Raw genomic sequence first — 11,968 nt, 5'->3', positions numbered from 1 at the left:
GAGTTCGCGCCGGATCGCGCGAACGGAGGCCGAGGGGCGACGCAGCCAAGGTGAGCTTCGCTGCGCGAGCGAGCCGCCAGCGTTGCGGCGACCCTGGAAGAAATAACTCTTACTCCATCGGCGCGATCTGGTATTGCTCCAGCTTGCCGTCGGGCAGCTCAAAGGTCCAGACGCGCAGCTTCTGCTCGCCGCATCCCACGCGCCACGCGCGCGCGAACATGCCGCCGCGCTCGCCCCGGGGACCGAGCGGCGCGAACTCCTTCGGCTCGCCGCAGCGGCCCAGGCTCGTTTGCAGGTCGCGCAACGCTTCTTCGCTGAAGTAGAAGTTGGCGTTGTCGGTGAACTGCGTGCGGTCGAGCTTGCCTTGTTCCAGACCCAGGAATATCTGCCGCGCGCGCTCGGTCGCCGTCTTCGTCGCCGGGTCGGTGTCAGCAAAGAGCACTTTCGCGACCGCGTCGGCGATGGTGTCGGGCGTGCCCACCGCATCCTGGTTGGTGAACACCACCACCGCGACCTTGTCTTCCGGATACACGTTGTTGGTGGAGGTGAAGCCCGAGACCTCGCCGCCATGTGTGATCACGCGGCGCCCGCCCGGCGCGCGCACGAACACGCCCAGGCCGTACGGGAACGCGACTCCGCTGTTCAGCAGCGTGGCCGTCTGCTGCTGTTTGTACGACGCGGGCTGCAACAGCCGCTGCTCGATCATCGCGATGTCCCAGCGCGCAAGGTCGCTGGGCGTCATGGCCAGCTCGCCGGCGGCGTCGAGCCATCCCGGGCCTTCTTTCGGAGCGGGACGCAGCGGGCCGAGCGCGTACCGGCGATAGCCGATCGGATCGCTCGCCGGCAGCGGCGCGCGGTCTACGTTGGCGACGCTGCGCATCTCGAGCGGCGCGAACACGTGTTGCATCAGGTAGCGGTACAGGTCTTGCCTGCTCACCTTCTCCACGATCTGCCCGGCGATCACGTAGTTCGTGTTCGAGTACTGCCACTTTGCGCCGGGATCGAAATCGAGCGGCTTGCGCGCCCAGCCCGCGAGGATCTGCTGCGCCGTCACCGGCTTCAGCATGTTGGGCATCACGTAATCCTGGGGCCAGTAATCCTGGTAGCCGGAGGTCATGGTGAGCAGTTGCCGGATGCTGACCTGGTTCGCGCGGGTGAGATCCGGCAGGAAGCGCGCGACCTTGTCGTCGAGGGAGAGCTTGCCTTGCTCCGCCAGCATCAGGATGGCGGTGGCGGTGAACTGCTTCGAGTTCGATCCGATGGAATAGCGCATCTCCGGCGTCGCCGGCGTGGGTGGCTCGAGTTTGGCGTTGCCGTAGGCGCGCACGTAAGCGAGCTGACCGTCTTTCACCACCGCGAGCGACGCGCTCGGCGTGCCGCTGGCCTTCAGCGCCTCCGTGGCAGCCTTGTCGATGGCCGCGCGCTGGTCCGCGCTCAAGCCGTGAGCCGGTTGCTGCGCCGTCGCCAACGACAACCCGACCACCAGGAACGAAATAGTAAGGATAGCCACCCGAGCGCGCATTGGTTCCTCCGTGGAAACGCCGCAGTCTAGCACCTTCCATCCTGATGGGTCATGCTGAGGAGCGTCGCGAGCGGCCGCCTTTTCCGGGCCGCGAGCAGCGACGAAGCATCTCAGGTCCAGCCACCCACAAAGAATCTCTGCAAGCCGCTCCCCGCTCTCCGTTCTCCTCTCAGTACGAGAAATGAACGAGGAGAGAGATGAAAACGAAGATATCCATGCTCGCGGCGGTCGCGGCCCTACTGCTCGCGCTCACCGCTGCCGCCCAATCGTCGCAATCCGAGAAGGCGGCGGCCGGCAAAGGCGCCGCCATCACCATCTATAACCAGAACTTCGCCCTGGTGCGGCAGGTCTTTCCCATGCAGTTGACCGCGGGAGTGAACCGCGTCCGCTTTGCCGACGCCACCGCCTTTCTCGAGCCCGAGTCCGTCATCCTGCGCGATCTCAACGGACGCACCCAGCTCCAGGTCCTCGAGCAGGACTACCGCAACGATCCCATCACGCAAGAGCTGCTGCTCTCGCTCTACGAGGGGCAGACCATCGACTTCGAGATCCGGATGCAAGACGGACGCGTCGAGCGCATCCGCGGCAAGATCATCCGCTCCGGATACGTGCCCCATCCGGCCTACAACGAGTATGGCCAGGCGTATCCCGGCTACGGCGCCGGACAGCCCATCATCGAAGTCGACGGCAAGCTGCGCTTCGGCCTGCCCGGCCTGCCCATCTTCCCGAATCTCGGTGCGGACACCATCCTGCACCCGACCATCAACTGGTTGCTGAACACGCCTTCCGCTACCACTCTCGACGCCGAGGTCAGCTACGTCACCAGCGGGCTGAGCTGGGCGGCGGACTACAACATCGTCGCGCCGGCATCGGGCGCGGCTGGCGGTGCGAACGGCGAAGAGAAGATCGACGTCTTTGGCCTCGTCAGCTTCATCAACCGCAGCGGCAAGCGCTTCGACGATGCCGACATCAAGCTCATCGCCGGCGACGTCAACAAGCTGCAACCCGGCGCACGTCCCGCAGCCGGCGCCGCGGATGAGAACCGCGCCCTGAAGGCGGAAATGTCGATGGCGCCCACCGTCCGCGAGAAGAGTTTTGACGAGTACCACATGTACTCGCTGGTCCGCTCCGTCACGCTGCACGACAACGAGACCAAGCAGGTCGAGTTCGTCCGCGGCACGGACGTCAAGTCGAAGCGCATCTACGTCTACGATGGCGCCAAGCTCGACCGCTGGTACGGATACACCATGGAGAACGCGCGCAACGATCAGGGCTACGGCACCGAGTCGAATCCGAAAGTCTGGGTGATGCAGGAGTTCAGGAATTCAAAGGAGAACGGCCTCGGCATCGCGCTCCCCAAAGGCAAACTGCGCTTCTATCGCCGCGACGACGATGGCAAGCTCGAGTTCACCGGCGAGAACTGGATCGACCACACGCCCACCGACGAGCTCATCCGCGTCTACACCGGCAACGCCTTCGACGTGGTCGGCGAATGCCGCCGCACCGACATCAAGGTGAACTCCAGCCAGGAGTGGATCGACGAGAGCTTCGAGATCAAGGTGCGCAACCATAAGAAGACGGCTGTCACCGTCCGCGTGGTCGAGCACCTGTATCGCTGGTCGAACTGGGACATCACCGCGAAGACCACGACGTTCCGCAAGAAGGACGCGCAGACCATCGAATTCCCGGTCACCATCACGCCGAATGGCGAAGCCGTCATCACGTACACGGTCCACTATTCGTGGTAGCAGAGCGTCGAGTGGGGCGGGATCGAGCCCGCCCCTTCCCCCCTGCGCGGCTCCTAGTCGTTTCAATGAGTTAGCGCGAAAGCTCACGGGCTGGTCTCGGCCGGTCTCGGCGAGATTTGGTTGGGATCTCGGCGAGATCGCCGACTATGGACGATTGCTAATGAGAAAGAACGGAGTTCGGCCTAGGACGGACGACGCCAAGTTCGCCCATTTATGGGCGAAAGTAAAGCGAATACGTCATTCGCATTGATTATTTCTCCCCCACAAGCGGACGCTTGAGTGGGCCACCCACTGTGTCTGGGCCACCCGCCCGTGCATTACAGCTGGTAACCGTCCCGATTTCTTCGCGCGGGCGAGTGTCTTTTATGGATGCTCGCCGTTATTCATTCAGGAGCGTTGCCGCTACGGAGATTATTCCGCCGGTTTGCTGCAAGTCCGCGCGCATTCGCCGTTCTCAGGCAGAGCGCGCACAGGGCCGGCGCCCGAGCGGCAGTTCGAATGAACTCGCAGCCGGACGCCGGCCCTCACTCGAACGGAGAACTCGAATGAAGACAAGGTATGTAGTCCTCGCCGCACTGCTCGCCCTTTCCGGCGCGCTTTTTTTCCTCAACCTGTCAGTCACGCACGCCGCGCCACCTCCTCCACCGAAGCCGAGCCCGTCGCATCCTGGCCAGGCGGGCGCGCTTCAGGTCATCGGCAAAGACGGACAGGTCATCGGCGAGTGTCCGCTGAAGCACACCGGCGTGAAGGCGGAGATCTCCGGATTCCTGGCACGCGTGGAAGTCACGCAGGAGTTCGTGAACGACGGCACGGACAAGATCGAAGCTGTCTATGTGTTTCCGCTGCCGCAGAACGCGGCTGTGAATGACATGACGATGCACGTGGGAACGCGCCTGGTGCGCGGCATCATCAAGCGCCGGGAAGAAGCGCAGGCCATCTACGACAAAGCGCGCTCCACCGGACACGTCGCCGCGCTCCTCGATCAGGAGCGCCCTAACATCTTCACTCAGTCGGTCGCCAACATCATGCCCGGCGAGACCGTCACCATCACGCTCACTTACGTGGACACGCTCAAGTACGAAGCCGGGTCCTACGAGTTCATGTTCCCGACGGTCGTTGGCCCGCGCTACATCCCGGGCGCCGCTCTTCAAGCAAACCAGGTCATCGGACAGCAGGGCGGCGGTCGCCTTCCCGACACCGGCAAAGTTCCCGACGCATCCCGCATCACGCCGCCGGTCGCGCCGCAAAATGTCCGCGCCGGACACGACATCTCCATCGCGGTCGCACTCGATGCCGGCGTGCCCATCACCGGACTGCGCAGCGAGCTGCATCAAGTCGACGTCGAACGCACCGGCGCGTCGAGCGCCGTGGTGCGGCTGCGCGACGAGGACACCATCCCCAACAAAGACTTCATCCTGCGTTACGAAGTTGCCGGCCAGCAGATCGCGGATGCGCTGCTGGTCCATGCCGAACAATCAAAAGCTGCACAATCGCTCGGCGGCGCCCTCGCCGGCTCGCAGACTGCCGGATACTTCACCTTCATCCTGCAGCCGCCGGAGCGCGTGTTCGATGAAGACGCCACGCCGCGCGAGCTCGTCTTCGTGCTCGATACCTCCGGCTCGATGTCCGGCTTCCCCATCGAGAAGGCAAAAGAGACGATGGCGCTCGCGCTCGGCAACCTGCGCGCCAAAGACACTTTCAACCTCATCACTTTTTCCGGCGACGAGCACATCCTTTTTCCCGAACCCGTGCCCGCCACCGCCGCCAACCTCGTCAAGGCGCAGCAATTTCTCGCCTCGCGCGAAGGTTCGGGCGGGACGGAGATGATGAAGGCCATCCGCGCCGCGCTCGCGCCCACCGACAAACTCGACCACCTGCGCATCGCCATCTTCTTTACCGATGGCTACGTGGGGAACGACATGGAGATCATTGGCGAGGTGAAGAAGCATGCCAACGCGCGCGTTTTCGCGTTTGGCATCGGCAACAGCGTGAATCGGTTCTTGCTCGACAACATGGCCAAGGAAGGCCGCGGCGAGGTGGAGTACGTCACGCTCGATAGCGACGCCGAAGCGGCCGTCACGCGTCTCGAAGAGCGCGTGCGCACGCCGCTGCTCACCGACGTTTCCATCGACTGGAACGGATTGCCCGTCACCGACGTCTCGCCCGCGCGTCCTGCCGACCTGTTCAGCGCCAAGCCGCTCGTTCTCACCGGACGCTACACCCAGGCGGCGCACGGCACCATCACGCTACGCGGCCGCCGCGCCGGCCAGCCCTTCACCCGCGAGATCACCGTCGATCTTCCCGCAGTCGAGAAGTCGAACCGCGTGCTCGCCACCCTGTGGGCGCGCCGCAAGGTCGATGACCTGATGTCGCAGGATTGGAACGGCGCGCAGCAAGGCACGATGAAGAAAGCGTTGCAGGAGCAGGTGACGCAGCTCGGCCTCGACTACAAGATGATGACGCAGTTCACCTCCTTGGTTGCGGTGGAAGAGATGGTCGTGACTGACTCGGGCGTGCCGCGGACTGTCCAGGTCCCGGTCGAAGTGCCGCAGGGCGTGGACCGCGCCATGGCGGTGGGCGAAGAGCGCGACGCCAAGACAATGAACTTCGCCGGCTCATACAACGGGTCAGGGATGCTCAACGCGCCACCCGCCTCGTCACCGGTGCCGATGATCTTGCGACAGCAGATCCAATCGCTGCCCACGCGTTCGCGCAACACCTACTCGTTGAGCGGCACGGCCGGCAAGGGCTACGCCGACCGCAAAGACGAAGCGATGGTCGCGAAGATGACGGACGAGTTGTTCCAGATCCTCGCCTGCCTCGAAGCCAAGCCAGCAAGTGCGGGTGGTTGCTCGGGCGTGTTGCATGTCCGCATCGCGCTCACCGACAACTCCGCCGCCACGTTGCAGAAGTTGAAACTGCTCGGCTTCAAGCTCACCATCCAGCCCACCACGGCCAAGCTCGTCTACGGCGAGCTGCCGGCGGCGAGCCTGAAGGCGGTCGCGGCGATGACGGAGGTCTTCTTCCTCTCGCGCGCCGAGCCGATTGGAAAAAGCGGAGCCAGCACCAAACACTAGCGACCACTGCTGTCCTCCGAACAGGCCCGGGATAGGCAAGCTAACGCCGCCTACCCCGGGCCGATCCTTCTCTGCGGCATGGGGTACGCGAATGGTGATAGAACAGTCGCGGTGCCCAATCCTTTCAACCGCGAACGTTTCGGACGTCCGCAAGTCTTCGCCATCCTCTTATTACTGGTATTCCTGGCGCAGGCACTCTACCTCGCCGCGCGCCGGCCGCTCGCGGGCGCGGAGTTGGGATACATCCAGACGGGCGAGCAGCGGTTGCGTGCCGCGCCGCAGGACGCTCCAGGCTTTCTGGTCGCTCCGCACTTTCTTGTTGCTCCGCACTTCGTCTCGCCGCTGGTCGCGCTCAGCGCCGCCGTTCCGGTAGTTGCCGCGGGCAAGACCTCGCTGGTCCCCTTCGCCGAGCCATCCGGCGCCGGCGGCGACGCCGAAGGAGGATATCCCCTCCCGCCTTCCGTCCGCTGGCTAGCGCGCTTTCCCTTCCTGGTGATCGGGCTGCTGCTCGGCGGCTCGCTCTGGTATGTGGCGCGGCGGCTCTACGGCAATGCAGGCGGCTACATCGCGCTCGCGCTGTACGTGTTTTCGCCCGCGGTCGCGCTCAGCGCGCGCGTGGGACCGGAGATCGTTGCCATGCTCGGCGTCTTTGGGATCATCTACATCTCGATCGCGCTCGCGCACACGTTCTTTCCCGCCCCGGGGAAAGTAAGTTGGGAAGTAAGCTGGCGTCGCGTGCTGCTGCTGGCGGCGGCGATCCTGCTCGCGCTCGGCGCCGCGCCCCAGACCGCGCTGGTGCTCCCCATCGCGCTCGCCTTCATGCTCTATCTGCTTCCTGCACGGGAGCGCTGGTGGCTGCCATTCGCCGTGCTGGCGGTGACGACCGGCATCGTGCTGCTCGCGCTCTTTGCGGTCAACGGATTTCACACCGCAGCGCTCGAGCAGCAACTCCGTCTGAGCGTGGGCGTGGTTTCTGGCGAGCTTGCGCGCGCGCGGCTTCGGCTCTATATGTGGAGTGTGCTGTGGCTCACGCACTATCCCGCGCTGCTGCTTTTCCTGGTGCTGGCGGTGGGCGCGTATCTCGCTTCGCGACGCGTGCGCTACTTCGGCAACACCGCGCCGCTCATCGTGTTAGCGCTGCTCTGGCTGCTGGCCGTCGTTTTTCAAGTAAATCGCGGCCTGGCGCCGGACACGCTCGCCTACGGCGCGTTCCCGTTGCGCGCGCTCCCTTTCTTCTTCCTCTTCCTCGCCGGCGTGGCCGCGGACATGCTCGAGCTGAAGCGTGACCAGGCGCGCGAGATCGTGGCCGCGATGGTCATCGCGCTGCTGCTCTCGCACGCCATCATCGGATTGCTGGACCTGCGACGCGCCGGCGGCGTGGGACATCCGTTCGAAGTACAAAGGACAATGGACAATGGACGATCGAAAATGGACCCTGCGGCCCAGTCGTAACATCGAACTTAATAGGCAATTGTCATTTGTCCATTGTCGATTGTCCTTTGCTTCGGGAGTATGATTAGGCCTGTGAGGAAGCTGATTGCAGCCGCGCTTTTTCTAGCCCTTGCGACTTACGCAAGCGCCCAGCGCTTTGGTGTCCCGGCGTGCGCCACCTGCATCACGCCCACGAATCCCACGCCCGGCGTGCCGGGAAGTGCGACCAGCTTCACCGCATTCAATCCGCCACCTTCGACGAGTTTCACCGCGTTCAACCCGCCACCCTCGATGGGCTTCACCGCTTTCAATCCGCCGCCGCAGTACGGCGCCGGCAGTCCCAGCTTCCGCGGCAATGCGGGATTCAGCGTGAGCGTAGGCGCGAACGCCGGCTTCGGCGGACGCCGCGGACATCACCGCTCCGGCGGATACGGCTACGGATATGGATACGGCGCGCCCATCTATGGCTACCCGGTGTACGTGCCGGCATATGATCCGCAGCGCGAGCCGCAGCCGGTGGCCGACGTTCCTTCCGGCAACGCTCTCGAGCGCGAGATGTGGTCGCGCGCCGCCGCGCGCCTCGACAATGCCGGAAACACAAATGCTGGAAACACGAACGGCGACGCCGGCAACGCCAACGCCGGCGCCGACCCGCGCTACGGCGAACATTATCTGGATGGCAGAGAAGCAGCAGGCCGCACCGGCAGTAGCGCCGCGCCGAAGCCTGAGCCCGCGCCCAGGATCGAAGATGACGGACCGTCGATCGTGCTGGTGTTGCGCGATGGCACGCGCGTTGAGTTGAGCAACTACGCCATCGTCGGGCAGACCATCTTCGATCTCGACTTTTCGCACCGCGCCCGGAAGATCCCGCTCGCCGAGCTCGACCTGCCCGCCACCGAGAAAGCCAACGACGCGCTCGGGCTCGACTTCAAGCTGCCTGCGCGTTAGGCGGGTGAGCGCGGAGCGAGCGTGGGTTCCGCAGGAAGCCCGCGCGAGTCCGCAGCAGCAGCCTCAGCGCGAAGCCCTCGAATGAATGCTCTCCGCTGCCCCACCTTTATTTCCGGAAGCTTACTTCTGGAAGCTCGCCACTGCCTGCGCGCGATCGGGAAAGACTTCGAAGACGTTCAACAGTCCCACGGTCTTCAGCATCTTGCGCGCCAGTTCGACCAGGCCGCAGATCTTGCAGGTGCCGCCACGGCGCCGCATCGAGGTATAGCCGAGCACGAGCAAGCCGATGCCGGTCGAGTCGAAGAGTGGCATCTCGGTGAGGTCCACCACCACCTGTACCTGTCCGTTGTCAGCCAGGCGGCGGAACGCAGCCTGCAACTCCTCGAGTGGCGGGTGGCCGAGCTTGAGCGGACCGCGCACGGTGACCACGATCACGTCGCCGGCGGGCGTGGTGATGACGCTAGGCGAAGTCACAGGCATGGTGGAGCTCCCCCCTCAGCCACCACAGGACACTTGGTACGAGGAAGCCACGACAGACGCCGCATCCCAAGAGGCGGAGATTATAGCCTCTACCCTGCTTACTTGCGGAGCGTTGCCGGCCAATTGGTGAACAGCGAGATGGGGACGGTGTCAGTGGTGTCGCCGACCGAATTCACCAGGAAGCGTCCGTCGCCGGAAACGGCATAGGTGGCGCGTACCGGCGGCACGCGGATGGCAAAAAGTCCCTGTGGCGCACCGGCCTGCACCGTCGCCGCTCCGAGCGTGATGGGCACGGCGACCAGCTTCTGATCGATCGACATGTAGTACAGCTCTTTGCCGTCCTTGCGCCATTTCGGGATGCGGCCCCCCTCGGTGGAAGCCTGGAACTTCGCTCCCGGTCCGGGGAAGGGCGCGATGTAGATCTCGTCGCGGCCAGACTCGTTCGATTGGTAGGCGATCCAGTGGCCGTCGGGAGAGAACTGCGGATTGTCTTTCGTGAACTGGTCTTGCAGCACGGGGAAGGGCGTGCGGTCGCCGCCCAGCGGGACGGCCCAGATGTCGAGCGCCGTTTTCTCGCGGCCGATGCAGAGCAGGTAGAGGCCGTCGTGCGACCAATCGAGCGGCGCGAGATCGAGCTTGCTCTTCTTCGTCAGTGCCTGCTCGGGAGCGGAGCCATCTGCCGGCTTTATCTGGATGATGAAGCCGCTGCCGGTATCGTCGCCGTAAGCGAGCTGCTTGCCGTCCGGCGAGAACACGGGGAGGAAATCGCGGTCCGGGCTGAAAGTAAAGCGGGTGCGGATGCCGCGGGCCACGTCGTACATCCACACGTCGGTATTCGCGCCTCCGCCCAGCACCAGCGTGGTCGCCGCGCGGCGGCCGTCGGGCGAGAGCGCCACGTTGTACGCCAGCACCGATTCGCCGAGAAAGCCATCCGGCTTGCCCGCGTGCGTGAACCAGGTAAGCCGCGAGCCGGAGGAGGACGCGCCTGATTGGAACACCAGCATCCCATTCTCTGACGCGCTGAACACCGCGCGGCTCACCCCGCCATCGAAGCGTATCTGCTCCACCAGCGGCACCGGATCACCGGTGAAGTCCGCCTTCTTCGGATCGAAGGGCTGCGCCATCAGCGTGCTGTCGCGGCGATAAAGCAGGTAACCGCTGGCGTACTGCGTGTTCGAGCTGGCGCCCAACAGTTGTCGCTTCTCCTTGCCGTCGAGCGAGCCCACCATCACCACGTTCGAGTTGGTGTCGTTGCCGTTGGGACCGGACATGTAGAGGAACCTCTGCCCATCGGGCAGGAACTCCGGCCAGCGATGCGTTCCCTCGCCCTTGCTGCGGTCGAGTTTCGTCACTTCCACCGGCACGCCGCCGGCGGCGGGCACGCGCATCAGGCCGCCACCCTCGCGCAATCCGAAGAGGATCACGTTGTCGCGGCTCCAGTCGCCGCCGCGTCCCTGGTTGGCATCGCACAGCGTCTGCGGCGGACCGCCCGTGATATCGATCTTGCGCAGTGAATTGCCGGCGAAGAAAGCGACGAAGCGCGAGTCCGGCGACCAGAACGGATAGAACCCGCCCTCGGTGCCCGCCAACGGCTGCGGCGTGGGCGCGTCCAGATGCTGGAGCCACAGGCCCAAGTGCCCGTCTGGCCCCATCGCGCCATAGACCACGTGCTTTCCGTCAGGCGAGATCGCTGCCGGCGCCGCGCCAATGCCGATGGCCAGCAGGTTGCTCTTCTCCGGCGGAAGTATCGTCGTGCGTAGCACCTGCGCCGGCGCCGACAGCAGCCGCCAGATAAAGAATGCCGAGGCCGCGCTCACTGCCAGCAGCGCGCCTGCCATCACCCACGCCAGGGTCTCGCGATGTTTGCGGCGGTGCGCCACCGGCGCGGGGACGCCCGCCAGCGACCCGCCCTCCGCCAGCCATTGCAGTTGCAGCTTGAGGTCGTGCGCCGTCTGGAAACGCTCGTCCGGATCCTTGGCCAGGCAGATGCGCACGATGCGGTCGAGTCCGGGCGGCGTGAGCGGCTGCAGCGTCACGATCGAAGCCGGCTCCGACGAAAGGATGCTCGCGATCAGGCTGGCCTTCGTCCTGCCCTTGAATGGCGGCTGGCCGGTGGCCATCTCGTAGAGGATCTCGCCAAACGCAAAGATGTCGGTGCGCTGGTCGGCCTCCGCGCCTTCAAGCTGCTCCGGCGCCATGTATTGGAACGTCCCCACGATCGAGCCTTCGCTGGTCAGCTTCTTCTGACTCACCGTCATCTCGGTGAGCGCGGAGGCGAGCGTGTTCTGGTCGCCGCGCTTGGCGAGCCCGAAATCCATCAGCTTGGCGCCCAGCTTGGTGAGCATGATGTTGCCGGGCTTGAGGTCACGGTGGATGATGCCCTGGCGATGCGCCTTCTCGAGCGCGTCGGCGACCTCCACGCCGATGCGCAGGATGTCCGCCGCCGGCATGGGTCCTTTCGCGATGCGCTGCTCCAGCGTCTCGCCTTCGAGGAACTCCATCACCAGGAAATCGACGCCATCCTGGCTGCCCACGTCGTGCAGCGTGCAGATGCCGGGATGCGAGAGCGCGGAGATGGCGCGCGCTTCGCGCTCGAAGCGTTCGCGCAGCGCGGCGTCTTGCGAGAGATGCCCAGGCAGCACTTTGATGGCGACGATGCGGTCGAGCCGCGTATCCTTCGCGCGATAGACCTCGCCCATGCCGCCGGCGCCGGCGGCAGACTGGATCTCATAGGGGCCGAGCTTGCTTCCCGCTGGGATGGG

7 protein-coding genes and 1 pseudogene are annotated in these 11,968 nt (G+C 64.9%); 4 read left to right on the top strand and 4 right to left on the bottom strand.

Annotated elements, in window-relative coordinates; translation table 11 throughout:
* Positions 1-109: 109 nt before the first annotated feature.
* Positions 110-1,522 carry a beta-lactamase family protein gene (locus M3P27_11855; protein MDP9269001.1) on the bottom strand — a complete coding sequence of 471 codons (1,413 nt, stop codon included), beginning with the start codon at positions 1,520-1,522 and terminating at the stop codon, positions 110-112.
* 197 nt (positions 1,523-1,719) lie between these two features.
* Here M3P27_11855 and M3P27_11850 point away from each other — a divergent pair, with 197 nt between their 5' ends.
* The 3 genes from M3P27_11850 to M3P27_11840 all read left to right on the top strand — a co-directional run bounded on the left by M3P27_11850 (position 1,720) and on the right by M3P27_11840 (position 7,799).
* Positions 1,720-3,270 carry a hypothetical protein gene (locus tag M3P27_11850; GenBank protein MDP9269000.1) on the top strand — a complete coding sequence of 517 codons (1,551 nt, stop codon included), beginning with the start codon at positions 1,720-1,722 and terminating at the stop codon, positions 3,268-3,270.
* 545 nt (positions 3,271-3,815) lie between these two features.
* Positions 3,816-6,347 (top strand): VWA domain-containing protein, encoded by a 2,532-nt coding sequence (locus tag M3P27_11845; protein MDP9268999.1) that lies wholly within the window; start codon positions 3,816-3,818, stop codon positions 6,345-6,347.
* Between the two features lie 111 nt (positions 6,348-6,458).
* Positions 6,459-7,799, top strand: coding sequence for a hypothetical protein (locus M3P27_11840; GenBank protein ID MDP9268998.1), 1,341 nt, complete (start codon positions 6,459-6,461; stop codon positions 7,797-7,799).
* Positions 7,800-7,915: 116 nt separating this feature from the next.
* Here M3P27_11840 and M3P27_11835 read toward each other — a convergent pair whose 3' ends face one another.
* Positions 7,916-8,080, bottom strand: a complete 165-nt coding sequence (locus M3P27_11835; GenBank protein MDP9268997.1) for a hypothetical protein — start codon at positions 8,078-8,080, stop codon at positions 7,916-7,918.
* 61 nt (positions 8,081-8,141) lie between these two features.
* Here M3P27_11835 and M3P27_11830 point away from each other — a divergent pair.
* Positions 8,142-8,249, top strand: a pseudogene (locus M3P27_11830) (sulfur globule protein CV1).
* 597 nt (positions 8,250-8,846) lie between these two features.
* On the opposite strand, the gene M3P27_11825 reads toward M3P27_11830, so the two are convergent.
* Together M3P27_11825 and M3P27_11820 are read right to left on the bottom strand one after the other, a co-directional pair.
* Positions 8,847-9,206, bottom strand: coding sequence for an STAS domain-containing protein (locus tag M3P27_11825; GenBank protein MDP9268996.1), 360 nt, complete (start codon positions 9,204-9,206; stop codon positions 8,847-8,849).
* A 98-nt stretch (positions 9,207-9,304) separates the two neighbouring features.
* Positions 9,305-11,965 carry a protein kinase gene (locus tag M3P27_11820; protein MDP9268995.1) on the bottom strand — a complete coding sequence of 887 codons (2,661 nt, stop codon included), beginning with the start codon at positions 11,963-11,965 and terminating at the stop codon, positions 9,305-9,307.
* Positions 11,966-11,968 lie beyond the last annotated feature (3 nt).

This window comes from Acidobacteriota bacterium, from assembly GCA_030774055.1.
Taxonomy (GTDB): Bacteria; Acidobacteriota; Terriglobia; order Terriglobales; family Acidobacteriaceae; genus JACPNR01.
This window is presented reverse-complemented; position numbering and strand designations above follow the sequence as displayed.